Source organism: Citrobacter sp. wls706 (genome assembly GCF_005281305.1).
Lineage (GTDB): Bacteria > Pseudomonadota > Gammaproteobacteria > Enterobacterales > Enterobacteriaceae > Citrobacter > Citrobacter werkmanii.
In genome coordinates this window covers 468,385-495,367 of record NZ_SZXG01000029.1, presented here as the reverse complement: position 1 = coordinate 495,367, position 26,983 = coordinate 468,385, and the positions used below count along the sequence as shown (strand labels likewise).

Annotated in this window: 26 protein-coding genes; 15 read left to right on the top strand and 11 right to left on the bottom strand. The window is 52.0% G+C overall.

Annotated features, from left to right (window positions below; all coding sequences use genetic code 11):
* Window positions 1-126: 126 nt before the first annotated feature.
* Window positions 127-2,397 carry a sensor domain-containing phosphodiesterase gene (locus FDW92_RS07280; RefSeq protein WP_042306853.1) on the top strand — a complete coding sequence of 757 codons (2,271 nt, stop codon included), beginning with the start codon at window positions 127-129 and terminating at the stop codon, window positions 2,395-2,397.
* On the opposite strand, the gene ppx is transcribed toward FDW92_RS07280, so the two are convergent.
* The 4 genes from ppx to purM form a co-directional block, all read right to left on the bottom strand.
* On the bottom strand, window positions 2,377-3,918 hold the full coding sequence (ppx, locus tag FDW92_RS07275) for an exopolyphosphatase (RefSeq protein ID WP_042306855.1): 1,542 nt from the start codon (window positions 3,916-3,918) through the stop codon (window positions 2,377-2,379). The genes FDW92_RS07280 and ppx overlap by 21 nt on opposite strands.
* 4 nt (window positions 3,919-3,922) lie before the next feature.
* Window positions 3,923-5,989 (bottom strand): polyphosphate kinase 1, encoded by a 2,067-nt coding sequence (ppk1, locus tag FDW92_RS07270; protein ID WP_042306859.1) that lies wholly within the window; start codon window positions 5,987-5,989, stop codon window positions 3,923-3,925.
* Between the two features lie 179 nt (window positions 5,990-6,168).
* Window positions 6,169-6,810, bottom strand: coding sequence for a phosphoribosylglycinamide formyltransferase (gene purN, locus FDW92_RS07265; protein WP_042306860.1), 642 nt, complete (start codon window positions 6,808-6,810; stop codon window positions 6,169-6,171).
* Entirely contained in the window at window positions 6,807-7,844 is a 1,038-nt protein-coding gene (gene purM / locus FDW92_RS07260) for a phosphoribosylformylglycinamidine cyclo-ligase (protein ID WP_042306862.1), read from the bottom strand. The genes purN and purM overlap by 4 nt, the downstream gene beginning before the upstream one ends.
* Before the next feature lie 521 nt (window positions 7,845-8,365).
* On the opposite strand from purM, the gene upp reads away from it, so the two are divergent.
* From upp to FDW92_RS07245, 3 genes are all read left to right on the top strand, one after another.
* Window positions 8,366-8,992 carry a uracil phosphoribosyltransferase gene (gene upp, locus FDW92_RS07255; RefSeq protein WP_003835110.1) on the top strand — a complete coding sequence of 209 codons (627 nt, stop codon included), beginning with the start codon at window positions 8,366-8,368 and terminating at the stop codon, window positions 8,990-8,992.
* Window positions 8,993-9,088: 96 nt separating this feature from the next.
* Complete coding sequence (gene uraA, locus FDW92_RS07250) at window positions 9,089-10,378, top strand: uracil permease (RefSeq protein ID WP_042306864.1); 1,290 nt, start codon at window positions 9,089-9,091, stop codon at window positions 10,376-10,378.
* Window positions 10,379-10,473: 95 nt separating this feature from the next.
* Window positions 10,474-11,175: a DnaA inactivator Hda gene (locus FDW92_RS07245; RefSeq protein ID WP_211924219.1), complete on the top strand. Its 702-nt coding sequence runs from the start codon at window positions 10,474-10,476 to the stop codon at window positions 11,173-11,175.
* Window positions 11,176-11,210: 35 nt separating this feature from the next.
* Here the strand turns inward: FDW92_RS07245 and arsC are convergent, their stop codons facing one another.
* Window positions 11,211-11,570 (bottom strand): arsenate reductase (glutaredoxin), encoded by a 360-nt coding sequence (gene arsC, locus FDW92_RS07240; protein ID WP_042306866.1) that lies wholly within the window; start codon window positions 11,568-11,570, stop codon window positions 11,211-11,213.
* Between the two features lie 11 nt (window positions 11,571-11,581).
* Window positions 11,582-13,045, bottom strand: coding sequence for a beta-barrel assembly-enhancing protease (bepA, locus tag FDW92_RS07235; protein ID WP_042306868.1), 1,464 nt, complete (start codon window positions 13,043-13,045; stop codon window positions 11,582-11,584).
* A 226-nt stretch (window positions 13,046-13,271) separates the two neighbouring features.
* Between bepA and FDW92_RS07230 the strand changes: the two genes are divergently transcribed.
* The 4 genes from FDW92_RS07230 (at window position 13,272) to iadA (ending at window position 16,799) form a co-directional block, all read left to right on the top strand.
* Window positions 13,272-14,336, top strand: a complete 1,065-nt coding sequence (locus FDW92_RS07230; RefSeq protein WP_006683504.1) for an AI-2E family transporter — start codon at window positions 13,272-13,274, stop codon at window positions 14,334-14,336.
* A 165-nt stretch (window positions 14,337-14,501) separates the two neighbouring features.
* Window positions 14,502-15,161: a nucleoside recognition domain-containing protein gene (locus tag FDW92_RS07225; RefSeq protein ID WP_042306870.1), complete on the top strand. Its 660-nt coding sequence runs from the start codon at window positions 14,502-14,504 to the stop codon at window positions 15,159-15,161.
* Window position 15,162: 1 nt separating this feature from the next.
* The gene (locus FDW92_RS07220; RefSeq protein ID WP_003037948.1) at window positions 15,163-15,624 is read left to right on the top strand and encodes a YjiG family protein; all 462 of its coding nucleotides are present in this window, start codon (window positions 15,163-15,165) and stop codon (window positions 15,622-15,624) included.
* An 11-nt stretch (window positions 15,625-15,635) separates the two neighbouring features.
* A complete protein-coding gene (gene iadA / locus FDW92_RS07215; RefSeq protein ID WP_042306872.1) occupies window positions 15,636-16,799 on the top strand; it encodes a beta-aspartyl-peptidase in 1,164 nt (387 codons plus the stop codon).
* A gap of 116 nt (window positions 16,800-16,915) precedes the next feature.
* Here iadA and bcp read toward each other — a convergent pair whose 3' ends face one another.
* Window positions 16,916-17,386 carry a thioredoxin-dependent thiol peroxidase gene (gene bcp / locus FDW92_RS07210; protein WP_038642568.1) on the bottom strand — a complete coding sequence of 157 codons (471 nt, stop codon included), beginning with the start codon at window positions 17,384-17,386 and terminating at the stop codon, window positions 16,916-16,918.
* Complete coding sequence (locus FDW92_RS07205) at window positions 17,386-17,958, bottom strand: glycine cleavage system transcriptional repressor (RefSeq protein ID WP_038642566.1); 573 nt, start codon at window positions 17,956-17,958, stop codon at window positions 17,386-17,388. The genes bcp and FDW92_RS07205 overlap by 1 nt, the downstream gene beginning before the upstream one ends.
* A gap of 145 nt (window positions 17,959-18,103) precedes the next feature.
* Here FDW92_RS07205 and dapA point away from each other — a divergent pair, with 145 nt between their 5' ends.
* The 6 genes from dapA to ypfH all read left to right on the top strand — a co-directional run bounded on the left by dapA (window position 18,104) and on the right by ypfH (window position 24,653).
* Window positions 18,104-18,982: a 4-hydroxy-tetrahydrodipicolinate synthase gene (gene dapA / locus FDW92_RS07200; RefSeq protein WP_016153972.1), complete on the top strand. Its 879-nt coding sequence runs from the start codon at window positions 18,104-18,106 to the stop codon at window positions 18,980-18,982.
* Between the two features lie 16 nt (window positions 18,983-18,998).
* A complete protein-coding gene (bamC, locus tag FDW92_RS07195; protein WP_038642564.1) occupies window positions 18,999-20,033 on the top strand; it encodes an outer membrane protein assembly factor BamC in 1,035 nt (344 codons plus the stop codon).
* A 111-nt stretch (window positions 20,034-20,144) separates the two neighbouring features.
* Window positions 20,145-20,858, top strand: coding sequence for a phosphoribosylaminoimidazolesuccinocarboxamide synthase (gene purC, locus FDW92_RS07190; RefSeq protein WP_003835086.1), 714 nt, complete (start codon window positions 20,145-20,147; stop codon window positions 20,856-20,858).
* 128 nt (window positions 20,859-20,986) lie between these two features.
* Complete coding sequence (locus tag FDW92_RS07185) at window positions 20,987-21,850, top strand: neutral zinc metallopeptidase (RefSeq protein ID WP_032944186.1); 864 nt, start codon at window positions 20,987-20,989, stop codon at window positions 21,848-21,850.
* 15 nt (window positions 21,851-21,865) lie between these two features.
* Window positions 21,866-23,881: a tRNA(Met) cytidine acetyltransferase TmcA gene (locus FDW92_RS07180; RefSeq protein ID WP_137400591.1), complete on the top strand. Its 2,016-nt coding sequence runs from the start codon at window positions 21,866-21,868 to the stop codon at window positions 23,879-23,881.
* A gap of 73 nt (window positions 23,882-23,954) precedes the next feature.
* Window positions 23,955-24,653 (top strand): esterase, encoded by a 699-nt coding sequence (gene ypfH, locus FDW92_RS07175; RefSeq protein ID WP_042306878.1) that lies wholly within the window; start codon window positions 23,955-23,957, stop codon window positions 24,651-24,653.
* Between the two features lie 92 nt (window positions 24,654-24,745).
* Here the strand turns inward: ypfH and FDW92_RS07170 are convergent, their stop codons facing one another.
* Genes FDW92_RS07170 through FDW92_RS07160 form a run of 3 tightly spaced genes read right to left on the bottom strand, consistent with a single transcriptional unit; the run spans window position 24,746 to window position 26,461 of the window.
* Window positions 24,746-24,946, bottom strand: coding sequence for a YpfN family protein (locus FDW92_RS07170; RefSeq protein ID WP_003835080.1), 201 nt, complete (start codon window positions 24,944-24,946; stop codon window positions 24,746-24,748).
* Between the two features lie 27 nt (window positions 24,947-24,973).
* Window positions 24,974-26,101: a succinyl-diaminopimelate desuccinylase gene (dapE, locus tag FDW92_RS07165; RefSeq protein ID WP_042306881.1), complete on the bottom strand. Its 1,128-nt coding sequence runs from the start codon at window positions 26,099-26,101 to the stop codon at window positions 24,974-24,976.
* A 3-nt stretch (window positions 26,102-26,104) separates the two neighbouring features.
* Entirely contained in the window at window positions 26,105-26,461 is a 357-nt protein-coding gene (locus FDW92_RS07160; protein WP_042306882.1) for an ArsC family reductase, read from the bottom strand.
* Between the two features lie 388 nt (window positions 26,462-26,849).
* On the opposite strand from FDW92_RS07160, the gene ypfM reads away from it, so the two are divergent.
* Window positions 26,850-26,909, top strand: coding sequence for a protein YpfM (gene ypfM, locus FDW92_RS07155; protein ID WP_001386977.1), 60 nt, complete (start codon window positions 26,850-26,852; stop codon window positions 26,907-26,909).
* The last annotated feature ends 74 nt before the right edge of the window (window positions 26,910-26,983 follow it).

The following is a 26,983-nucleotide window of genomic DNA, read 5'->3' as shown; positions in this document are numbered from 1 at the left end:
GCCACCCTTTGCTAATAACTAAAATTGATGAGCCCTTATGATGTATTTTACTTTATCGTTTTAAAGTCAGGTGGGATGCCTGTCTGAATACCCCCTACAGGATGTGTGGGATTCTACTGAGCATCTATGAAACTCAATAAAAAATATATTGGTATTAGAGATAGATGGTGGGCGTTACCTCTCATCTTACCTTCTTTACTGTTGCCTATATTGAGCACCGCCAACACCTATGCCCATATTAGTACAGGGACCGTAGTACTTTTCTATCTGCCATTGGCGCTGATGATTAGTCTGATGCTTTTTTTTGGCTGGGCGGCATTGCCAGGAATTATCATTTCCATTATCTGGTATAAATATCCGCAGGTTGGCCTATTTGAAACACTCTCAATAATTTCGCACTTTATAGTTACGTTAGTGCTTAGCTGGGGCGGGTATAAGGTATTTACTCCCCGACGCAATAATGTTTCGCACGGCGATTCTCACTTGATGTTTCAGCGAATGTTCTGGCAGGTGTTCTGCCCGGCAACGCTGTTTCTGATTCTCTTCCAGTTTGCCGCCTTTGTGGGCGTCTATGAGAGCAAATCAGGCATGGTGGGCGTAATGCCCTTCAATACTGGTACGTTGATTAATTATCAGGCCTTGCTGGTAGGGAATCTTGTTGGGGTTCCACTGTGCTATCTTATTATTCGAACGATACGAAATCCTTTGCACCTTAGAGGCTATTTTTCTCAATTAAAGCAGCAGTTTGATAGCAAAGTCACCAAGACAGAGCTTGCAGTCTGGTCGATTATATTAATGGCACTGATGTCTATGTTATGCATGCCGTTAAATGAACAAAGCTCAATATTTAGCACGAATTACACCTTGTCGCTGTTACTGCCCGTTATGCTTTGGGGCGCAATGCGTTACGGGTACAGGTTTATTTCGTTGGTATGGTCAGTCGTACTTATTACTGCAATTCATTATTATCAGCGCTATATGCCCTGGTATTCGGGCTATGACACCCAGCTTGCCATTACCTCATCGAGCTATCTGGTTTTCTCCTTTATAGTGAATTTCATTGCCGTACTGGCAACGCGACAGCGGTTCGTTACCCGACGGAACCATCGTCTGGCATACTTTGATCCGATGGTACATATTCCTAACCTGCGCGCGTTGAATCGGGATTTGAAAAAAGCGCCCTGGTCAGTGCTTTGTTTTTTGCGGGTTCCCGGCATGGAACTGCTGGTGAAAAATTACGGTATTATGCTGCGTATCCAGTACAAGCAAAAACTCGCTCAGTGGATAACACCTCTGTTAGAACTGGATGAGCATGTCTATCAATTATCGGGCAATGATCTCGTTTTACGTTTTAACACAGAGGCTCATCAGGAACGTATTGAAGCACTGGACAGGCATATTAAGCAATTCCGCTTTATCTGGGATGGCATGCCTTTACAGCCGCAGGTAGGCATCAGCTTTTGCTATGTTCGTGCTCCGGTTAACCACATTTATTTGTTGCTCGGTGAGTTAAGCACCATTGCTGAGATCTCCCTGGCGACCAATTCTCCAGAAAATATGCAGCGGCGCGGCGTGATGCACTTACAACGTGACCTGAAAGATAAGGTTGCGATGATGAACCGTCTGCAGCAGGCACTGGAGCACAATCGTTTTTTCCTGATGGCGCAGCCGATCGCTGGCGTGCGTGGCGATGTCTATCACGAAATTCTGCTGCGACTTCATGGGGATGACGGTGAAATTATCGCCCCGGATAATTTCTTGCCAGTAGCGCACGAGTTTGGCTTGTCATCCAGCATCGACATGTGGGTGATTGAAAATACGCTGAAATTTATGGCGCAGAATCGGGAACAAATGCCTGCCCGTCGGTTTGCTATTAACTTATCACCTACATCGGTATGCCGCGCCCGGCTTCCGCATGACATCAATCAGTTACTGACGAAATACAAAGTTGAAGCCTGGCAACTCATCTTTGAGGTGACGGAAAGCAATGCCTTAACCAATGCGGACCAGGCGCAGGCGACGTTACTACAGCTGCAGGCTTTGGGTTGTCAGATTGCGATTGATGATTTTGGGACCGGATATGCCAGCTATGCGCGACTGAAAAATGTGAATGCCGATATCCTGAAAATTGACGGCAGTTTTATTCGTAATATCGTTTCGAACAGCCTCGATTACCAAATCGTGGCCTCCATTTGTCATTTGGCGCGGATGAAAAGAATGCTGGTGGTTGCGGAGTACGTCGAAAGCGAAGAAATACGCAGTGCAGTGGTTTCGCTGGGGATTGATTACTTGCAGGGGTATTTGATTGGCAAACCGCAGCCGCTGCATGAAACTCTGGAGGAGCAGGTGCCAGACGAGCCGGCACCTGTTGAGAGCTTATGCGGCGAGATCGGGTGAGCTTTCTTCTTCAATTTTGAGACGCCAGCCGGTTACTGCGTCCCAGTATTGCTGCTCTTTTTCCAGATCGAGCAGGACCAGCGCATTTTGGCTGAACCAGTCATGCGGGAAGCGTAAGGTCCAGTGGTTGTCTTCGGTTAACAGGGTCAGAGTCGGCGGCGTAGTTGTCGCCTGACGCTGATTATTTAGCAATACCCCCAGACGCAACAGCTGGATTAACGGCAGAAACTGTTTTTTCTTAAACAGCGTAAAGCGGGGTAAATCATCAAGTTTCACCGCTTTACGATGGTAACGAACTAGTGTTGCCATCATCAGCTGTTGTTCCTGATTAAATCCAGGTAAATCGCTATTTTGTAGAATGTAAGCAGAATGGCGATGCAGACCGCTGTGGTTGATGTTCAGCCCAACCTCATGCAGCATCGCAGCCCAGCGCAGTAATGCTTCCAGCTGCGGATTGGCCAGCTTTGGCTGCTGCGTATGCCACTGATCGTACATTTGCATCGTCGTTTCCAGTACGCGGCGGGCTTGCTCACTGTCGATGTTGTACTGATTAGCCAGGCTGCTGGCGGTGCGGCTGCGTACATCCTGATGGCGAAAACGGCCTTCCATCTCATACAGCACGCCTTCACGTAGCGCGCCATCGGACAGTCGAAGTTCGCGAATAGCCAGCGCATCAAAAACGCCACACAAAATAGCCAGCCCAGGTACAAACACCGCTTTTCGTTCTTCTGACAGTCCCGGCAAACTGAGCGCATCGAATGACGTGTGCTTCAGCACTTCAGCGGTCAGTTTTTGCAGTCGTTCGGGGGTGATAAAACCATCTTTTTCACCCATCTCCAGCAGCACCTCGTGTGCCGCTTTAATGGTCCCCGACGCGCCCAGCGCAACGTTCCAGCCCTGAATGCGAAACTGCCAGGTTAGCGTTTCAAGTTTCTGCGCTGCCGCCATGCGGGCGCGCTGGAAGTTTTCCCGACTAATGGCGCCGCCCGGGAAATACATCTGAGCAAAACTAACGCAGCCCATACGGCGGCTTTCAACCAGTTTGGGTTCGAAATCTTCGCCGATCACCAGTTCCGTTGAGCCGCCGCCGATATCGATAACCAGCTTGCGGCCTTTTTCCGGCTGGGTGTGCTCAACGCCCATAAAAATCAGTCGGGCTTCTTCGTTACCGGAAATAATCTCAATCGGGTAGGGGATGACTTTTTCTGCGCGCTTGAGAAAATCGGTCGCATTCAGCGCCTGACGTAGAGTATGGGTTCCCACGATACATACGCTCGATGGGGGAAAGCCTTGCAGTCGTTCGGCGAAAAGTGACAAACAGCTTAATCCGCGCTCCATTGCTTCTTCGCTCAGCTTGTTGTCTGCGCCGAGCCCATCCGCCAGATGTACGCGTTGTTTCAGTCGGCCGATAATTTGCATTGCACCATCAACCACACGGGCAATGACCATATGAAAACTATTTGAACCCAGGTCGACCGCAGCAAATTCCTGCGGTCGCGGTGACTTGTCGTGTATTGGCATATCGTTAGTCAGGTTGCTCGAGTGATTTGATGTAGTCGTAAATCGCCAATTGTGACTGAACCTTACGGCGGTTTCCACGTGGCACGTAGCGATTACTCAGTTCTTTATCGATGAAGCGAGCCTTCACCGTATCGCTAAACAGGATATCAATGATATCCAGCACGCGTTGCTTGAGGCGCGGGTCAAGTAGCGGGGTAGCGACTTCGATACGATAGTCGATATTTCTTGTCATCCAGTCAGCCGAGGAGAGATACACCTGCTTATCGCCGCCATTCTCAAAAATATAGACCCGGTCATGTTCGAGGTAGCGGTCAACAATGCTGATAACGCGAATATTGTCGCTGATGCCTTCCAGGTTCGGGATCAGAGAACACATACCGCGAATCAATAAATTGACCGGCACGCCCGAGCCTGAGGCCGCATAGAGACGATCCACCAGACCTTTATCGACCAGGTTATTCAGTTTTAACGTAATACCTGAAGGTAACCCTTGCTGTGCGTTGGCGATCTCTTTGTCGATCATGGCGTACAGCAGGCGACGTGAGTTCTGCGGAGAAACCAGCAGATAATCAAACGTGACCGGACGATATGGGTTTTCAATGAAGTTGAATACCCGACGAACTTCGTTGGTAATGCGCGAATCGGCGGTAAGCAATGAGTAGTCGGTATACAGTCGCGCCGTTTTTTCGTTGAAGTTCCCGGTCCCGATATGCGCATAGCGCACGACTTCATCGCCTTCTTTACGTGAGATAAGGAACAGCTTGGCGTGAATTTTCAGGCCTGGGGCGGAGAAGATGACGTGAACGCCCGCTTCGGTAAGACGTTTGGCCCAGTGAATGTTAGCTTCTTCATCGAAGCGTGCCTGCAGTTCCACGACGACAGTGACTTTCTTACTGTTATGCGCGGCATGGATCATCGCATCGATGATGCGCGAGTCTTTTGCCACACGGTAGATGTTGATTTTTATCGCCAGCACGCTTGGGTCGAAAGAGGCCTGACGCAGCAGTTCCAGCACATGCTCAAAGGTGTGATACGGATAATAAAGCAGTACATCACGCTCGCGGATAGCATCAAATCCGTTGCGGAATTTCTCGTTATCGAACCAGATGTGACGCAGACGGGGCAGTGGTTTATTCACCAGGTTAGCTTTGCCAACGTTGGGGAAGTTAATAAAGTCTTTGAAGTTATGGTAACGCCCGCCGGGAACGATGGAGTCGTAGCGAGAAATGGTCAGTTTTTCACGCAGCACTTCGACCAGCGCATTAGGCATATCTCGCTGATAAACAAAGCGCACAGGCTCGGCGGTCAGACGCTGTTTCAGGCTGGATGACATCAGCTCCATCAGGCTGGATTCCATCTCGTGCACTAAATCGTATTCGGCGTCGCGGGTCATTTTCATCGAATAGGCGTTCAGCGCATCGTAATCAAAGAACCCTTTGAAAATATCGTCAAGGCAATAACGTAAAATGTTGTCCAACAGGATCATCGGTTTACGACGGCGCGGGGTCTCCGGCGGTAAATTCACAAAACGGGGAACCTTGTCAGAAGGGATTTCCAGTAGCGCATAGCGGATCGTATCACCACGGATAATCTCCACCGCCAGATAGGTATAGTCATCTTTCAGAAACTGGACTAAATCCGTCTCGCGGTTAATCAGGATCGGCGTAATGTGCTGGCGAAGATACTGCTTGAAGTAATGGCGTAACCAGCTCTGCTGATTCACCGACAATTGGCGTTCGTTGATTAAGAAAATCTGGTTGCGCGCCATCTCCAGCAGTAATTCGTTGTACAGGCCGTCAAATTCCTGATCGGCTTTTAATACGCGGGCCTGGATTTTGCCGAGTAAATGGCGGGAGTGAGAGTTTGAACCCTGTTCTTCGCTAATGATGATTCGGCGCTTCAGTTCGGCAAAACGAACCTTGTAAAACTCGTCGAGGTTATTGGAATAGATGCCTAAAAAACGCATCCGTTCGATCAACGGGTTTGATTTATCAGCAGCTTCCTGGAGTACACGTTCGTTGAACGCTAACCAGCTGAGTTCTTTCTCGATATATAGCTTTTCCTGACCCATTACCACTTTTACTCCGTTTCATTCACGGGACACTACCGATTTATTATGGCGAGCATTGCTCTCAGATGTCCAACTGTGCCAGAAAAATATGACAATAAACTGTCTGATAGCAAAGAGAAAGAGGGGAAGAAGAGTAGGCCCGATAAGCGAAGCGCCCTCAGGCCTACCGGAGGATGTGATTATTCGTCGGCGGCATAACCTTGTGGTGGCAGGCGATTACCGTCCAGCCACGCGGCGTTATCGCGCATTTTCAGTCGGCCGTCGGCAAACCAGCTAATCACCAGCGGGTAAATATCATGTTCCTGCGCCTGAACCCGGGCAGTGACATCATCTTCGCTGTCGCCTTCAAATACCGGTACTGTCGCCTGGAGAATAACCGGTCCGCCGTCCAGTTCATCCGTTACGAAATGGACTGAGGTTCCATGCTGTTCATCGCCGTTTTCCAGTACCTGACGGTGCGTATGCAGGCCGGGATACTTTGGCAACAACGAAGGGTGGATATTCAACAATCGTTCAGAATAGTGAGCGACAAACGCTGGGCTGAGGATGCGCATATAACCGGCCAACACCACGACATCGGGGCCGTAGGCGTCAATCTCTTGTATCAGTTGGCGGTCAAATGCTTCGCGGCTGGCAAACTGAGCGGCTTCCAGCGAATGTGCCGGAATATTCGCTTCTCGTGCACGTTCAAGGCCGAACGCATCGGCCTTGTTACTGAATACTGCACGTATGGTGCCATTGATTTTTTTCTGTTCGCAGGCGTTGATGATCGCCTGCAAATTGCTTCCGTTACCGGAAATGAGCACCACAATGTTTTTCATTCAATGACCACACGCTGTTTGGAATCTGAGGCTTTGATAATACCGATTTTCCATGCGTTTTCACCTTTCTCATTGAGCAAAGCGAGGGCGTTGTCAACTTCCGAAGCTGGCAGGGCGATGACCATGCCGACGCCGCAGTTAAAGGTGCGATACATCTCGTGCTGGCTGACGTTACCCGCCGTTTGCAGCCAGTTAAAGACGGCTGGCCACTGCCATGAGGATTCGTCGATCACTGCCTGCGTGTTGTCTGGCAGGACGCGCGGAATATTTTCCCAGAAGCCGCCGCCGGTCAGGTGAGCAATGGCATGTACATCCACCTTCTCGATCAGTTCCAGAATGGATTTAACGTAAATGCGGGTCGGGGCCAGTAAGTGATCGGCCAGCGGTTTACCGTCAAGCTCAGTGGTTTCCGGGTTGCATCCGCTGACTTCAACGATTTTACGCACCAGGGAATAGCCGTTGGAGTGTGGACCACTGGAGCCGAGCGCAATCAGCACGTCGCCGTCAGCCACTTTTGAACCGTCGATAATCTCGGATTTTTCGACGACGCCAACGCAGAAGCCAGCCACGTCGTAATCTTCACCGTGGTACATTCCCGGCATTTCAGCCGTTTCACCGCCCACCAGCGCACAGCCTGACTGCAGACAGCCTTCGGCAATACCATTAATGACGCTGGCTGCGGTATCCACATCCAGTTTGCCAGTCGCATAATAGTCGAGGAAAAACAGCGGCTCAGCGCCCTGAACCACGAGGTCGTTGACGCACATTGCGACCAGATCGATGCCAATAGTGTCGTGACGTTTCAGGTCCATCGCCAGACGCAGTTTTGTGCCAACGCCATCCGTCCCGGAAACCAGCACCGGTTCACGATATTTTTGCGGCAATGCGCACAGCGCACCGAAGCCACCCAGACCACCCATCACTTCCGGGCGACGCGTTTTCTTTACTACGCCTTTGATTCGATCAACCAGAGCATTACCTGCATCAATATCAACACCGGCATCTTTGTAGCTAAGAGAGGTTTTATCGGTCACTGCCTGCTTCCCCACATGTTTACTTGCAGTAAAAGTTAAATTCGGCGCAATTCTAACAGGGAAAGCAAACGTTTGCGAGCGTGCTCTGCATCAAGTTTTATCAGCTGATTTTTTCAGCATTTTACAGTCATTTATCTATTTGTTTGAATCACGTTACGAAAAGGAAACCGGTTTCTTTTTTCTGTTACGGACCTCACGGAGAGTGTTTTGCACAGAGCAAGCTGCGGGCTTATCTTCATCGATAAAAATAATGACGGTAGTGGAGCTTAGCACGCTCGCCTAAGAAATCTTTTTCATGGTATTAACACTTCATCCAGAATAATGCTTAATATCTTTAAAATTCATGGTATTGAATGCAGGCCCCGCCATTAGCTCGGACCTTGTTTTATACTCATCATCCAGACGCAAACGACTTTGGTTGATCCATATCAAGCGGATGCAGTGTTGCGCCAGAGACGAAAAGCGGTATAATCCGGCGATTTTTTTTGTGGTTGCCACTCGTCTGAGGAAAGGAGAAGAGTATGAAGATCGTGGAAGTCAAACACCCACTCGTCAAACACAAGCTGGGACTGATGCGTGAAAACGATATCAGCACTAAACGCTTTCGTGAACTCGCCTCGGAAGTTGGCAGCCTGCTGACTTATGAAGCAACCGCAGGTCTGGAAACCGAAAAGGTGACCATTGAAGGCTGGAACGGTCCGGTTGAAGTAGACCAAATCAAAGGTAAAAAAATCACCGTTGTGCCAATCCTGCGTGCCGGTCTGGGTATGATGGAAGGTGTACTGGAAAACGTTCCGAGCGCGCGTATCAGCGTTGTCGGTATGTACCGTAACGAAGAAACGCTGGAGCCGGTTCCGTATTTCCAGAAGCTGGTTTCTAACATCGATGAGCGTATGGCGCTGATCGTTGACCCGATGCTGGCGACCGGCGGTTCCGTTATCGCCACTATTGACCTGCTGAAAAATGCAGGCTGCACCAGCATCAAAGTGTTGGTGCTGGTTGCGGCGCCGGAAGGTATCGCGGCGCTGGAAAAAGCGCACCCGGATGTTGAGCTGTACACGGCCTCCATCGATCAGGGGCTGAACGAGCACGGATACATTATTCCGGGGCTTGGCGATGCCGGCGATAAGATTTTTGGTACCAAGTAAACGAATAAGTGAAAAGAAGCCGACTTTAAGAGTCGGCTTTTTTTTGAATACAACAACCTAATCGCTAATAACAAACAACACTCAGAGGAAAACACTATGACGCGCCGTGCTATCGGGGTAAGTGAAAGACCGCCGCTTTTACAGACAATCCCGCTTAGTTTACAGCACCTGTTCGCCATGTTTGGCGCAACGGTACTGGTGCCAGTCCTGTTCCACATCAACCCGGCTACCGTTTTGCTGTTTAACGGCATTGGTACGTTGCTGTATCTCTTTATCTGTAAGGGTAAAATCCCCGCGTACCTCGGTTCCAGCTTTGCGTTTATTTCTCCGGTGCTGCTGCTGTTGCCGTTAGGTTATGAAGTGGCGCTGGGCGGTTTCATTATGTGCGGCGTGCTGTTCTGCCTGGTTTCTTTCATCGTTAAGAAAGCAGGCACCGGCTGGCTGGATGTGATGTTCCCTCCGGCGGCGATGGGCGCAATCGTTGCCGTCATCGGCCTGGAACTGGCGGGCGTCGCCGCAGGCATGGCGGGGTTACTGCCTGCCGAAGGGCAATTACCGGATTCGAAAACCATCATCATCTCAATGGTGACGCTGGCGGTGACGGTATTTGGCTCCGTACTATTCCGCGGTTTTATGGCGATTATCCCGATTCTGATTGGGGTGTTAGCCGGTTATGCACTTTCTTTTGTGATGGGCGTCGTGGACACTACGCCGATTGCCCAGGCGCACTGGTTTGCGCTGCCGACTTTCTACACGCCGCGTTTTGAATGGGTTGCCATTCTGACCATCCTGCCTGCTGCGCTGGTGGTTATTGCTGAACACGTCGGACACCTGGTGGTGACGGCAAATATCGTGAAAAAAGATTTGGTTCGCGATCCTGGCCTGCATCGTTCCATGTTCGCCAACGGTCTGTCTACGGTGATCTCCGGTTTCTTCGGCTCTACGCCGAACACCACGTATGGCGAAAATATCGGCGTCATGGCGATTACCCGCGTATACAGTACCTGGGTTATTGGCGGCGCCGCGATTTTTGCCATCCTGCTCTCCTGTGTGGGCAAACTGGCGGCGGCGATTCAGATCATCCCACTGCCGGTCATGGGCGGCGTATCGCTGTTACTGTACGGCGTGATTGGCGCTTCCGGTATTCGCGTACTGATCGAATCAAAAGTTGACTACAACAAAGCTCAGAACCTGATCCTGACCTCTGTCATTTTGATCATTGGTGTGAGTGGGGCGAAAGTTCATATCGGTGCCGCAGAGCTGAAAGGTATGGCGCTGGCGACCATTGTCGGCGTCTGCCTGAGCCTGATTTTCAAAGTCATCAGCCTGCTGCGTCCGGAAGAAGTGGTGCTCGACGCAAAAGATGCAGACAGCCCGCAACAGTGAGTCTCTGACCGGGTGGCATCGCTGCCCGGTTCTATCGCGACGTATTTCTGTGTTAAACTCAACGCGATTTTATGAAATCCTGGGTTGAGGTATCTCTGAACACACCGGCACAGCTCTCTCTGCCACTTTATCTTCCTGACGACGAAACGTTTGCAAGTTTCTGGCCGGGGGATAACTCCTCTTTACTGGCTGCACTGCAAAACGTGCTGCGTCAGGAACATAGCGGGTATATTTATCTCTGGTCGCGTGAAGGCGCTGGCCGTAGTCATTTGCTGCATGCAGCCTGTGCGGAACTGTCTGCACGCGGCGACGCGGTTGGCTACGTGCCGCTCGATAAGCGCACCTGGTTTGTTCCCGAGGTGCTCGACGGTATGGAGCATTTATCGCTGGTATGCATCGATAACATCGAATGTGTGGCCGGTGATTCGCTGTGGGAAATGGCGATCTTTGATCTCTATAACCGTATTCTGGAGTCGGGAAAAACGCGATTGCTGATCACCGGCGATCGCCCACCCAGGCAGCTCAATCTGGGGTTACCGGATCTCGCTTCGCGCCTGGACTGGGGACAAATCTACAAGCTGCAGCCGCTTTCTGATGAAGATAAGCTGCAGGCGTTACAATTACGCGCCAGACTTCGTGGGTTTGAACTGCCGGAAGATGTGGGACGTTTCCTGCTTAAACGTTTGGATCGGGAAATGCGTACGCTGTTTATGACGTTGGATCAGCTTGATCACGCATCGATCACCGCCCAGCGTAAGCTGACCATTCCGTTCGTAAAAGAGATTTTGAAACTGTAAACGCCGCAGCCGAAAAGACTGCGGCTGGCTTCAGCTTAACCGACGATTTCCAGTACCTGCTCCGGCGGACGTCCAATCCGCGCCTGGCCTTTGGCCACCACAATTGGGCGCTCCATCAGTTTCGGGTTGTCTACCATGGCCTGAATCAGCGCATCTTCACTCAAATTTTTGTCCGCCAGGTTAAGCGACTTGTAGAGATCTTCTTTCTGGCGCATCAGTTCACGCGCGCTGGACATCCCCAGCATCTGCAGCAGTTCACGCAGGGTTGCGGCGTCAGCCGGAGTGTCCAGATACAGTACCACTTCCGGGTCCACGCCGTTGGACTTCAGTAATTCCAGCGTTTCGCGGCTCTTGGAACAACGTGGGTTATGGTAGATTTTAATCGCGTCTGACATTTTTTTTCCTGTTACATTTTCGTATACGGTTTAAAGCGTTCTTGCAGTTGGCGCAACTGGTCGATACGGGCGTCGTATCTGGCCTGCTGCTGGCTTCCCAGTTTAACCTGCGAACTTGCGCTGCTGAGCATCGAAATCGCCTGGTCAAGACGTCCTGCAAGGGCATACCCTTCCGCGCGAGCCGCCAGTTCCTGATCGCGGTTACCGAGACCGGCCTCCGTTTGCGCTAACAAATCCCAGCCGTTAGGGTCATCCTTGTGGTTAAACGTATAACGATTCAGGATATTGGCTGCTTCTTTGGCTTGTCCGCCCTGTAAATACGCATTTGCCAGATTGAGCTGCAGTACCGGGTTGACTCGCAGGTCTCGAGCATTTTTAAGGCGATTAATAGCGTCGCCTGTTTTCTTCTGTCCGAGATCGATATCCGTTGCCAGGTCGAGATACCAGGCATTGTTAGGGTCAGCCGTCAGCAAAGGTTGCAGCGCTTTACGCGCCTCGTCGTATTTACTGGCTTCCATCGCCTGGAGTGCGCGGCCATACTGCGCCGCACGTTGCTCGCGTACGTTGCCTTTCGACCAGTTACTCAGTAAGTCATCGGTCAACTGATTGCGGCCAGAGTTATACATGCCTAAGGTACGCGCCTTGGCCAGATAAAAATCTTCTGAAGACTGGACGACGACCGGGCGCATCTGGTTGGCGCGGTTACGCGCATCTGCCAGACGGCTTTCTGGCAGGGGGTGGGTCAGCAAAATTTCCGGTGGACGCGAAGAGTAACGGGCCTGATCGAGCAGTTTTTCCAGGAACGTCGGCATGGCCTGGGGATCGAATCCTGAACGTTGCAGTACCTGAATACCGATGCGGTCCGCTTCCTGTTCGTTTTGCTGCGTAAAGCTGATCATTCCCTGGCGCGTACCCGCCAGCGTACCGGTCAGGGCCGCCATACCCGCCTGGGGGCTGGCCATCGCTAATAAAATGGAGCCTAACGCACCGACCCACGTTAGCGGGGCGCTGCGTTTCTGATCTTCCATCGCACGCGCCAGGTGACGCTGCGTGACGTGGGAAATTTCGTGCGCCATAACCGATGCCAGCTGGCTTTCGTTATCGGAATAGCGGAACAGGGCGGAGTGCAAAACAACGTTGCCGCCAAAGAAGGCAAAGGCATTGATTTCATCGTTGTTGATTAAAAAGAAGGTGAAAGGCGTTTTTACCGAGTCGGCGTGGGCAACTAAACGCATCCCCAGACTATTAATATATTGGGTCAGCAGCGGATCGTTAATTAACGGCGCGCTGCCTCGCAGCTGGCGTACGTAAAAATCGCCCATCTGCATTTCCTGTCCTATGGAAAGGGTACTCCCTGCCGAGGTTCCCATATCAGGCAGGGTGTCCGCGGGGTCAGCAAATGCGGGCGCAACCTGACCGATGGTCAGTGCGGCAATGAGGGTAGCAACCAGGTTTTTTTTCAACTGCCTGAACATAACCTCTGTCCTGTATTCTTTTTTGAGATAGCCATTTGACCAATGCCGTGAAGTATCGTTCACACTCCGCAAGCTTAGGAAGTTTAACTGTGAAACCTGACGATGAACACCCAGGAAAAATGTCTTTTCACTTTGCGTAATCAGCCATAAAAAGCGAAGTCTTTTTTGTGACATTTCGATACAATTCGGGATCGCAATCCCGCTATTGGGTTCATGGAAGGGTTTTATGCTCGAAATGTTGATGCAATGGTATCGCCGCCGCTTTAGCGACCCCGAGGCCATCGCCCTGCTAATTATTCTGGTTGCCGGTTTTGGCATCCTGTTCTTCTTTAGCGGTCTTTTGGCGCCGCTGTTGGTCGCCATTGTGCTGGCGTACCTGCTTGAGTGGCCGACTGTACGGCTGGAACATATCGGCTGCTCACGGCGCTGGGCGACATCAATCGTGCTGGTGGTGTTTGTCGGCATTTTGCTGCTGATGGCGTTTGTCGTGATGCCCGTCGCGTGGCAGCAGGGGATCTACCTGATCCGCGATATGCCCGGTATGCTCAATAAATTATCTGATTTTGCCGCCACTTTACCACGACGTTATCCGGCGCTGATGGATGCGGGCATTATTGATGCGATGGCGGAGAATATGCGCTCGCGAATGCTCACCATGGGGGATTCGGTGGTGAAATATTCGTTAGCCTCCCTGGTCGGATTACTCACGCTGGCGGTTTATCTGGTGCTTGTCCCGTTGATGGTGTTCTTCCTGATCAAAGATAAAGGCCAGATGCTGAACGCCGTGCGCCGGGTGCTACCGCGTAATCGCGGGCTGGCGGGACAGGTATGGAAAGAGATGAACCAGCAAATCACCAACTATATCCGCGGTAAAGTGTTGGAAATGGTGGTGGTTGGTGTGGCGACCTGGCTTGGATTCCTGCTGTTTGGCCTTAACTATTCTCTGCTACTGGCGGTGCTGGTGGGGTTCTCGGTTTTGATCCCATATATCGGCGCTTTTGTGGTGACGATCCCGGTCGTTGGGGTGGCGTTGTTCCAGTTCGGGCTTGGCACCGAATTCTGGAGCTGCTTTGCCGTGTACCTGATAATCCAGGCGCTGGACGGTAATCTGCTGGTCCCCGTACTGTTCTCCGAGGCCGTTAACCTGCATCCGCTGGTGATTATTCTGTCGGTCGTGATTTTTGGCGGGCTATGGGGGTTCTGGGGCGTATTCTTTGCGATTCCTCTGGCGACGCTCATCAAAGCCGTCATGCATGCCTGGCCTGACGGTCAGGCTGTTGACGAACCCTAATCTGCAGACTCCGGCGATGCAATGTCGCCGGAACTGAACTTGTCTGACCTCTATCCACACATTCTGAATAATCTCCTCTGGTGTCGTTTTTCTCCGCATTTGTCTTTAACTTGACCAACGTGATGTCTTTTCGTCACGCAAGGATAAGGCCAACAGGAGAACAAAATGGGTCACAACACACACACGCAGCAAAAGGTGGGATGGGGCGGTTATCTCGCTTTTTTAATTACAATAATTCTTTTTTCCGGCATGTTTGCGAAAAGTACCGAATGGTGGCGGGTTTTTGACTTCACCGCCCTCAACGGTGCGTTTGGGAAAGTTAATGCTGCAGGCGATACGGCGATCTCTTTTCGCGGCACGGGTGGTATGGGCGCTAAAGATGGCTTTTTATTCGCACTTGAGCTGGCACCTTCCGTCATTCTTTCTCTGGGGATTATTTCCGTCACCGAAGGGTTAGGTGGATTGCGCGCCGCACAACAGTTGATGACACCTGTCCTGCGCCCGTTACTCGGCATTCCAGGTGTTTGTTCGCTGGCGCTGATCGCGAATTTGCAAAATACCGATGCCGCGGCCGGGATGACGAAAGAGATGGCTGAAGAGGGCATTATCACTGAACAGGAACGTGCCATTTTTGCCTGCTGGCAAACCAGCGGCAGCGCCTGTATTACCAACTATTTTTCCTCGGGAGCCGCGCTGTTTACGATGGTTACCGTTCCGGTGATTACGCCGCTGGCGGTGATCCTCGTGTTCAAGTTTGTGGGGGCTAACCTGCTGCGCTTATGGATTACGCAGTTGGAAAATCGCCGTACGCAGCAGGAGGCATGAGATGACAACTCAGGTACGTAAAAACGTCATGGATATGTTTATCGATGGCGCACGGCGCGGGTTTACCATAGCAACAACCAGCCTGTTGCCGAACGTGGTGATGGCGTTTGTGATTATTCAGGCGCTGAAAGTGACGGGGCTGCTCGAGATTGTCGGGCGGGTATGTGAGCCGGTTATGGCGCTATGGGGGCTGCCGGGCGAATCTGCCACCGTCCTGCTGGCGGCGGTAATGAGTATGGGAGGTGGCGTCGGTGTTTGCGCCAGCCTGGTTGTTGCCGGTACGCTTTCGGGACATGATGCTACGGTATTGTTACCCGCTATCTACCTGATGGGCAACCCGGTGCAAAATGTGGGACGTTGTCTGGGGACAGCGGGGGTCCATCCTCGTTACTATCCGCTTATTATTGCGGTGTGCGTCATTAATGCACTGCTCTCTATTTGGGTCATGCAGGTTATTGCCTGACAAGGAAGGTTATGAACTGTTCAATTCTTGATTTGACGTTGTTCCAGCAGGGACATGTGTACGCGCCGGAAGATTTAGGCCGACAGGATATACTGGTGTCCGGCAGCAAAATTGTTGCCATCGCGCCGTCGATTTCCCTGGAAGACTTTCCCGGCTGTGAGTGTGTCAATCTTGACGGCGCGATTGTGTGTCCTGGGTTTATCGATCAGCACGTCCATTTGATTGGCGGCGGCGGAGAAGCGGGGCCGCACACCCGCACGCCGGAAGTGCGTTTGTCACGGTTGGTTGAAGCAGGGGTCACTTCGGTGGTGGGATTACTGGGTACCGATGGTGTTACCCGTCATCCGGAGTCGCTGCTGGCGAAAACCCGCGCGCTGGAGTTTGAAGGTATCAGCGCCTGGATGCTGACCGGGGCGTACTCTCTGCCTTCCCCGACTATCACCGGCAGCATCGATCGCGACGTGGCGCTGATCGATAAAGTGATTGGCGCGAAGTGTGCGATTTCGGACCATCGTTCTTCAGCACCAGATACTCAGGCACTGGCGAACATGGCGGCGCAGTCGCGCGTCGGTGGATTACTGGGGCGTAAACCGGGAATCAGCGTTTTCCATATGGGCGACAGCCCGCGCATGCTGGAACCGTTGTATCAGATCCTTGAAAACTGCGACGTGCCGATAACTAAACTGTTACCGACACACGTTAATCGTGCGGAACCTTTGTTCCAGGCGGCACTGGAGTATGCCCGCCAGGGCGGTTATATCGACATTACCAGCAGCATTGATGAGCCTGTTGATCCGGCCACGGCTATTGCCACGGCGCTGCGCCAAAATGTGCCGCTGTCGCGCATTACCTTAAGCTCGGACGGCAACGGCAGCCAGCCGGAATTTGATGAGTCAGGTAATCTCACCGGGATTGGCGTCGCGGGGTTTGAATCCCTGGCGGAAACGGTGCGTCAGTTGGTGAAGGTGCATGCTGTGCCGTTGGAACAGGCGCTGTGTCCGCTAACGCGCACGGTGGCAGAGTTTTTAGGACTGGAGCATAAAGGGCGTCTGGCGGTGGGATGCGATGCGGACATTCTGGTGCTGAACGACGCGCTGGAGGTGAATCACCTGTGGGCGAAGGGAAAAACCGTAGTCAGAGCGAAAAAAGCCTGCGTCAAAGGGACGTTTGAATAACCGAGGTTGTTGCCGGATGGCGGCGTAAACGCCTTATCCGGCCTACGGGTTTGTGCAGATCGAAGCCTGATAACACGCGTAGCGTCGCCATCAGGCTTTTTTCTGCAAAACGTGAATCAGGCGTTCTCTTTCAGCCAGTTCATTACCACGTCGTGGTGATTGCTGGTTTTGAAGTTATCAAACACATGCTCGATTTTCCCTTCAGCATCAATCAGGAAGCTGATGCGGTGGATGCCATCGTAGGTTTTGCCCATAAATGACTTCTCACCCCAGACGCCGAACTGCTCGCAAACCTGATGATCTTCGTCGGACAAGAGCGTGAAGTTAAGAACTTCTTTCTCAGCGAATCGGGAAAGTTTTTCCGGTTTATCGGTGCTGATTCCCAGCACTTCAACACCTGCTTTTTTTAACTCATCCATGTTATCGCGCAGGCCGCAGGCCTGTACGGTACAGCCGGGTGTCATGGCTTTCGGGTAAAAATAAACCAGAACACGCTGTCCCTGGAAGTCGGTTAAATTAACTTGTTCTCCGTCTTGATCCGGCAAGCTAAATTTCGGTGCGATATCACCGGCTTTCAGTGGGTTCATTACTTAACTCCATCCTGTTCATCATGCTGTGAGTAATTGACGACGTTAATACTGCCTTGCGCATTGAGTTCTGTACAGAGTGCTTTAAACGCATCTTCAATATTTGCCGCGTCATGTGACGCAGGACTATGTGCGGTAATTTGAATAAACAGCTGTGCCGTCTTTCCATTTTCAGCCGGTTGCGTGCGTGAAACCAGTTCCGCAATATTCATTTGGTGGCTGTCAAATAGGGCGGTAAAGCGTTCAATCAAATGTGGAGAATCGGGGACATCGACCTGTACCCATACCGTGGCGGGCATCGCTGGGCGGGGCCGCGCAGTCGTGCGCTTCATGACAATCAATAAATCCAGCTCAGCGCCTTTCAACGGCAAGGTTGATTCAATCAGGGTGATGGCATTCCAGGTGCCTGACAGCAGCATGATAAATGTGAATTCGTCACCCAGCATCGCCAGTCGGCTGTCTTCGATATTACAGCCGCAACTGCTGACATGACGCGTGATGGTGTTCACAATTCCTGGGCGGTCGGCACCCAGCGCAGTAATGACCAGATAGTGTTGCGATGACGATGTCAAACCTGTTCTTCCTTTGAGCGGTGAGGTAATCATAAGGAAAGCATAAAAAAAACATGCATACAACAATCAGAACGGCTCTGGTCGCTTGCTTTTATTGTCGTACCAAACGTACCATTGAGACACTTGTTTGCACAGAGGATGGCCCATGTTCACGGGAAGTATTGTCGCGCTTGTTACGCCGATGGATGAGAAAGGTAAAGTCTGCCGGTCGAGCCTGAAAAAACTGATTGATTATCATGTCGCCAGCGGCACCTCGGCGATCGTTTCGGTTGGCACCACTGGTGAGTCTGCCACCCTGAGTCATGATGAACATGGCGATGTGGTGATGATGACGCTGGAGCTGGCCGACGGGCGTATTCCGGTTATTGCCGGAACCGGCGCCAATGCGACCGCAGAAGCCATTAGTCTGACGCAGCGTTTCAACGATAGCGGTGTTGTCGGCTGCCTGACGGTGACGCCGTACTACAACCGCCCAACCCAGGAAGGTTTGTTCCAGCATTTCAAAGCCATCGCTGAACATACTGACCTGCCGCAAATTCTGTATAATGTGCCGTCCCGTACTGGCTGCGATATGCTGCCAGAAACCGTTGGCCGCCTGGCGAAAGTAAAAAATATTATCGCTATTAAAGAGGCCACGGGGAACTTAAGTCGCGTTCACCAGATCAAAGAGCTGGTTTCAGACGACTTCATTCTGCTCAGCGGTGATGACGCGACCGGACTGGATTTTATGCAGCTCGGTGGTCATGGCGTGATTTCCGTAACGTCTAACGTTGCGGCACGTGATATGGCTGAAATGTGCAAACTGGCGGCAGCGGGGAATTTTGCCGAGGCGCGGGTGATTAACCAGCGTCTGATGCCGTTACACAACAAACTATTTGTCGAACCCAATCCTATCCCAGTGAAATGGGCATGTAAGGAGTTGGGACTTGTGGCGACCGATACGCTGCGTCTGCCGATGACGCCAATCACGGACAATGCTCGTGAAATCGTCAAGGCGGCGCTTAAGCATGCCGGTTTGCTGTAAAGTTTAGGGAGATTTGATGGCTTACTCAGTACAAAAGTCGCGCCTGGCCAAGGTTGCGGGTGTTTCGCTTGTTATGTTGCTCGCGGCCTGTAGTTCTGACTCGCGCTATAAGCGCCAGGTGAGCGGTGATGAATCCTATCTGGAGGCCGCACCGCTTGCTGAGCTTCATGCGCCAGCTGGGATGATTCTGCCGGTTATGTCGGGTGACTATAATATCCCGGTAACCAACGGTAGTGGTGCCGTGGGTAAAGCGCTGGACATTCGCCCACCGGCTCAGCCGTTAGCGTTAGTCACTGGCGCTCGTACCCAGATCGCGGGTGATACGTCGACATTACTGGTGGAAAATGGTCGTGGCAACACGCTGTGGCCACAGGTCGTTAGCGTCATTCAGTCTAAAAACTACACGATCGCTAAGCGTGATGATGCCAGCCAGACGTTGACCACCGACTGGGTTGACTGGAACCGTCTGGATGAAGACGAGCAGTACCGTGGACGTTATCAAATCTCGGTTAAACCGCAGGGCTATCAGCAAGCGGTAACGGTGAAACTGACTAACCTTGAGCAGGCGGGTAAACCCGTAGCCGATGCGGCATCAATGCAGCGTTACAGCGCTGAGATGATGAACGTTATCTCTGCCGGTCTGGATAAGAACGCCACCGATGCTGCGAATGCCGCGCAGAACCGCTCTGCAGCCACCATGGACGTTCAGAGCGCCGCCGATGACACGGGTTTACCAATGCTGGTGGTGCGTGGACCGTTCAACGTGGTTTGGCAACGTCTGCCGGCAGCGCTTGAGAAAGTGGGCATGAAAGTTACCGACAGTACCCGTTCTCAGGGCAGCATCGCTGTGACCTACAAACCGCTGTCTGATAGCAGCTGGCAGGAACTGGGCGCAAGCGATCCAGGTTTAGTGTCAGGCGACTATAAACTGCAGGTCGGTGATTTAGATAACCGCAGTAGTATGCAGTTTATCGATCCGAAGGGACATACCCTGACGCAAAGCCAGAACGACGCGCTGGTCGCTGTCTTCCAGGCAGCGTTCAGTAAGTAAAAATGAAGGGCTGGATAACTCCAGCCCTTTTTTTCTGATATGATACGCAAACGTGTGCGTCGGCAGAAAAACGCAATATTTATCGTTAATTCACACCCAGGAGTAATAAAGATGCAAAAGCAAGCTGAGTTGTATCGTGGTAAAGCGAAGACCGTATACAGCACGGAAAACCCGGACCTGTTGGTGCTCGAATTCCGCAATGATACGTCAGCAGGGGATGGCGCGCGCATTGAACAGTTTGACCGTAAAGGCATGGTGAATAACAAGTTCAACCATTTCATTATGACTAAACTGCAAGAAGCGGGCATTCCTACCCAGATGGAGCGACTGCTTTCCGATACCGAATGTCTGGTGAAAAAACTGGAGATGGTACCGGTTGAATGTGTGGTGCGTAACCGCGCGGCAGGCTCACTGGTTAAGCGTTTAGGCGTTGAGGAAGGTATTGAACTGAATCCGCCGCTGTTTGATCTGTTCCTGAAAAACGATGCTATGCACGATCCAATGATTAACGATTCCTATTGCGAAACTTTTGGTTGGGTGAGCAAAGAGAATCTGGCACGTATGAAAGAGCTGACCTACAAAGCTAACGACGTGCTGAAAAAGATGTTCGATGATGCGGGCCTGATTCTGGTCGATTTCAAACTTGAGTTTGGCTTGTATAAAGGTGAAGTGGTGCTGGGTGATGAATTCTCACCGGACGGTAGCCGTCTGTGGGATAAAGAAACGCTGGATAAAATGGACAAAGATCGCTTCCGCCAGAGCCTGGGCGGCCTGATCGAAGCCTATGAAGCCGTCGCGCATCGCCTGGGTGTCAAGTTAGACTAATTCCCCTTTGAGCCGGCGATCGCTCACCGGCTCATCAATCTCGCCGATTTTGATTACTGTTTCTTATGGTAATCCTGTTCCGAACCGCCTACGATCATCATCATAATGAATAAAAAGTTGAGGTGATTATGCGCTGGCAAGGGCGTCGTGAAAGTGACAATGTAGAAGACAGACGAAATAGCTCCGGCGGCCCTTCTATGGGCGGGCCTGGTTTTCGTTTGCCCAGTGGTAAAGGCGGCATCATCCTGCTGATTGTGGTGTTGGTCGCAGGTTATTATGGCGTGGATCTCACCGGGTTAATGACCGGTCAACCCGTCTCCCAACAGCAATCATCACGCTCCATCAGCCCAAATGATGATGAAGCGGCAAAATTTACCTCGGTGATTCTGGCCACCACAGAGGATACCTGGGGACAGCAGTTTGAAAAAATGGGCCGGACCTATCAACAGCCGAAGCTGGTGATGTATCGAGGCGCTACACGTACCGGCTGCGGCGCGGGCCAGTCCGTGATGGGGCCGTTTTACTGCCCGGCGGATGGCACTGTGTACATTGACCTCTCCTTCTACGACGATATGAAAAACAAGCTGGGCGCCGATGGTGATTTTGCTCAGGGCTATGTTATCGCCCATGAAGTGGGCCACCACGTGCAGAAACTGCTGGGTATTGAACCGAAAGTTCGTCAGATGCAGCAGAATGCCTCACAGGCTGAAGTGAACCGTCTTTCCGTGCGTATGGAACTGCAGGCGGATTGCTTTGCCGGCGTCTGGGGCCATAGTATGCAGCAGCAGGGCGTGCTGGAGTCCGGCGATCTGGAAGAGGCGCTGAACGCCGCGCAGGCGATTGGCGACGATCGCCTGCAGCAGCAAGGACAAGGGCGCGTTGTACCGGACAGCTTTACCCACGGAACCTCTGAACAGCGTTTTACCTGGTTCAAACGCGGCTTTGACAGCGGCGATCCGGGGCAGTGCAATACTTTTGGAAAAGGCATTTAAAATACAGAGGCAGGGATGTCTGATAACACGGCGCTGAGTGCGTTAACTGAACAGATGACCCGCGAAGGTATCCGCCGTTTGCTGGTTATCAGCGGCGAGGATAGCTGGTGTCAGGCGCAAGCGTTAGCACTACGCAACGCGTTACCCGGTGACTGGCTATGGGTAGGGGCGCAAGCCCCTGCTGAGCCGAACTGTACGCCGCAGGCGCTGCAAACATTACTGGGGCGCGAATTCCATCATGCAGTTTTTGACGCCGGGCAGGGATTTGACGCTGCGGCGTTTGCCGCCTTAAGCGGCACGCTGCTCGCCGGGAGCTGGCTGGTGTTGCTGACTCCCCCCTGGCATGGCTGGCATACGCATCCGGACACGGATTCACTGCGCTGGAGCGACTGCGCAGACCCTATTCCAACGCCACATTTTGTTGAACACATCAAACGGGTGATTTCCCAGGATGGACAGGCGTTGCACTGGCAGCAGCATCAGCCTGCTACATATCCCCACTTTCCTGCTCGCGCCGACTGGCACGCGGCAACTGGTGAACCTCAGCCTGAACAGGCGCTGATTTTAGCACAGTTGCTGGGTATGCCTCCTGGCGTGGTTGCCGTGACGGCCGCGCGTGGTCGGGGAAAATCCGCGCTGGCGGGGCAACTGATTGCACGTATCAACGGGACTGCTATTGTTACCGCGCCTGCTAAAGCGGCAACCGATGTGCTGGCGCAATTTGCCGCAGAACGTTACCGCTTTATGGCCCCGGATGCGTTGTTAAGCAGTTCTGCAACCGCAGACTGGCTTATCGTTGATGAAGCCGCCGCAATTCCCGCGCCGCTACTGCATCAGTTAGTCGCGCGTTTTCCCCGTACGCTATTAACCACCACCGTTCAGGGCTATGAGGGAACCGGCAGAGGCTTCTTGTTGAAATTCTGCGCCCGCTTTCCCCATCTTCGACGTTATGAGTTACAACAGCCCGTACGCTGGGCGCTGGGATGTCCGCTGGAGAAAATCGTCAGCGATGCGCTGGTGTTTAACGACGAAACTTTTACGCATGCCCCGTTGGGCGCACTCTATTTCTCGGCATTTGAACAACAATCCTGGCATGACAACCCGGCACTGCCGGTAGCGGTATATCAACTGCTTTCCGGGGCGCACTATCGCACCTCGCCACTTGATCTGCGGCGGATGATGGACGCACCAGGCCAACATTTTCTTCAGGCATCGTGTGCTGATTCGGTGGCGGGAGCCGTATGGTTGGTGGATGAAGGGGGACTATCCGCAGAATTAACCCAGGCCGTTTGGGCAGGATATCGCCGACCACGAGGAAATCTGGTTGCACAGTCACTGGCGGCGCACGGTGGCGATCCGTTGGCGGCAACGCTCATTGGACGGCGGGTAAGCCGAATTGCGGTTCATCCTGCTCGCCAGCGAGAAGGTATCGGGCAGCAGTTGATTATGCAGGCCCGGCGTTACTCCACGCAGTGTGATTATCTGTCCGTCAGTTTTGGGTATACGGTCGAACTCTGGCGTTTCTGGCAGCGCTGTGGTTTTGTTCTGGTACGAATGGGCAATCACCGCGAAGCCAGCAGCGGGTGCTATACCGCCATGGCGTTATTGCCCATCAGCGAAGCGGGAAAACGCATTGCCGGGCGCGAACACCAGCGTCTGCGTCGTGATGCGGAGATCCTTACGCAGTGGAACGGTGAGGGCATTCCGCTGGCCCCGTTGAAAGAGTCTACGCTTAATGAGGATGACTGGAACGAGCTGGCCGGATTTGCTTTTGCCCATCGACCATTACTGACGTCGCTTGGCTGTCTGACTCGTCTGCTTCAGCAAAGCGAGTTACCTCTCCCGGCCTTGCGGGGCCGCTTACAGGCTAAACGCAGCGATGCCGAATTGTGCCAGCAGTTGAAGATCTCCGGGCGTAAAGCACTGCTGGTCGTTCAGCGGGCCGAGGCGGTGCAGGCGTTAAAGCAGCTGGATGCTGAACGTATACAGCGGCTACAAAATCGCATTATGCAATGGCAAAATTTTCACTAACTTCTTCAATTTACTGACATGGTCATTGCGGTTAAGCGGCGTAGAATGATTCTCATCAGTTAAGGAGATCGCCATGAAACATGACCATTTTGTTGTTCAAAGTCCCGATAAACCCGCTCAACAGCTATTGTTGCTGTTTCATGGCGTCGGCGATAACCCGGTTGCCATGGGGGAAATTGGCTCCTGGTTTGCGCCGCTGTTTCCGGATGCGCTCATCGTCAGCATTGGCGGGGCTGAGCCTTATGGTTCTCCTTCCGGACGTCAGTGGTTTTCGGTACAGGGCGTAACGGAAGAGAACCGGCAGGCGCGTGTTGACGCCATTATGCCGGTCTTTATTGAAACCGTGCGCTACTGGCAGAAGCACAGCGGCGTTTCGCCTCAGGCTACCGCGCTGATTGGTTTTTCTCAGGGGGCGATTATGTCGCTTGAGAGTATTAAAGCCGAGCCGGGGCTGGCATCGCGCGTCATCGCCTTTAATGGTCGCTATGCCACCTTGCCAGAGGTTGCAACCACGGCGACGACGGTGCATTTGATTCACGGCGGTGAAGACCGGGTGATTGAGTTATCTCACGCCGTTGCCGCGCAGGAGGCGTTAATTCGCGCCGGTGGGGATGTGACGCTGGATATTGTTGAAAATCTGGGGCACGCCATTGATGAACACAGCATGCAGTTTGCGCTGGATCATCTGCGTTTTACCGTACCGAAGCACTACTTTGATGAAGCGCTGAGTGGCGGTACGCCCAACGATGATGATGTGATTGAGATGATTTAACCTGTAGGCCGGATAAGGCGAAGCCGCCATCCGGCATGACAGTCAGTGATAGTGCCGGATAGCAATGTGATATGTGTTATCCGGCCTGGAAATTATTTCTTCGGCTGATCCTTATTCGGCCAATCGTCGTCGTCGTCCCATTTATCGTTAAAGTCACGATGCGGGGGAAGTTCCGGCTTATTCGCAAGAAATTTCTTGTGGTCGACGCGCTTGAGATCTTTAATCACGTTCAGCAATACGCCTACCAGAAACACCAATACTAAAATCCACCAATATTTTGCCAGCCAGTCCATGCTCATTTCCTCTTGCAGGAACACTCATCAGGCGACGAGTTGCTCCATGATACGTTGATACATACGGGCAAGCAGTTGCAGGTCGGCGGCATTAACGCATTCATTAATTTTATGAATGGTGGCATTGACCGGCCCAAGCTCTACTACCTGTGCCCCCATGCGGGCAATAAAACGCCCGTCGGATGTCCCGCCTGTAGTCAGTAACTGCGGTTTAATTTCATTATAGTGCTCAATGGCGTTCACTACTGCATCCACCAGTTTACCGCGTGCGGTCAGGAACGGCTGACCGGAGAGCCACCAGTCGACGGTATAACGCAGTTGATGTTTTTCCAGCAGTTCCAGCACCCTGGCTTTAATCATTTCATCGTTTAATTCGGTGCTGAAACGGAAGTTAAACTGGATGAACAGCTCACCAGGGATGACGTTGTTGCTACCGGTTCCTGCCTGAATATTGGCAATCTGCATACTGGTCGCTGGGAAGAACTCGTTACCCTGATCCCACTCGATCGCCACCAGTTCATTGAGCATTGGCGCGGCGCGGTGTACCGGGTTATCAGCCAGATGTGGGTAGGCCACGTGTCCTTGCACGCCGTGAATGGTCAGGTTGCAGGTCAGCGAACCACGACGACCATTTTTCACCACGTCGCCAACGATTTCCGTACTGGATGGTTCGCCTACCAGACAATAATCGAGGCGTTCGTTACGCGCCATCAGCGCTTCAACCACCTTTACGGTGCCGTTTTTGGCGCTGGCTTCTTCGTCAGAGGTTATCAGGAACGCCAGACGGCCCTGATGATTAGGATGTTGGGCGACAAAGCGTTCTGCGGCCACGACCATCGCCGCCAGTGAACCTTTCATATCGGCAGCGCCACGCCCAAACAGCATGCCATCGCGAATGGTCGGTTCGAACGGCGGATTAATCCAGCGATCGACATCGCCGGCAGGCACTACGTCAGTGTGACCGGCAAATGCCAGGGTCTCACCTTTACCGCGCCATGCCCAAAAATTCTGCGTGTCACCAAAATCCATACGCTCAACGGTAAAACCTACCGCACGCAGACGTTCAATCATTAACGCCTGGCACCCGGCATCATCCGGGCTCAGAGAAGGACGGCGAATAAGCTGCTGAGTCAGCTCAATAACCGGGCACGACATAGATTACACCTCATTAAAAAACTGCGTATAACTGGAATCACTGAAACCAAGCAGCATAGGCTTACCCGGCTTGCAGAGCAATGGGCGTTTGATAATTGCAGGCATTTCAATCATCAACGCGGCGGCGGCGTCCGCAGTAGTGATTTGGCTACGCGTGGCTTCATCCAGTTTCCGCCATGTGGTTCCACGCGTATTGAGTAATGGCTCCCAGCCTAATTCGCTGATAAAAGACTGTAATAGCGTGTTGTCCAGTCCGTCGACGCGATAATCATGGAAGCGGTAGTCGATCCCACGCTCTTCTAACCAGCGTCTGGCTTTTTTAATAGTATCGCAATTTTTAATGCCGTAGAGAGTGATCATTTGAATCCTTATCGATTTAATTTGAATATTTATTCTCGTGTTGTGTGAACACGGATAATACATATTGTCATCCTGGCGTTATAGAGAAATATAACATTGTTGAACAATGGTGAATAATGATTCCTGAAAGTTCCAAAACTAACTCATAAATGAAAATCAGAATTTACCTGTTTGCATCAGCCTGTTTTTCCATCAGAATTGCAAAAGTAGTAGATGATGTATGAATATTTCAAAATATTGCAGTAAGTCACATAAAATTTATGGGTATAGCGCATAGTGATCACATAAACCCCAAACACGGGAGGATGTAATCACAACCATCGGTTAAATGATCTTCTTTTGATGATGATGATTTCGTAGAATGCTCATAATAATAAGAGAGGTTGTTATGATTGAACGTGAACTGGGGAACTGGAAAGACTTTATCGAAGTCATGCTTCGTAAATAATTTTCTGGAAGAAATTCAGATCCTGCAAAGGATAAAAAAAGGCGACTCAACGTAAGTCGCCTTTTTTGTGTCCG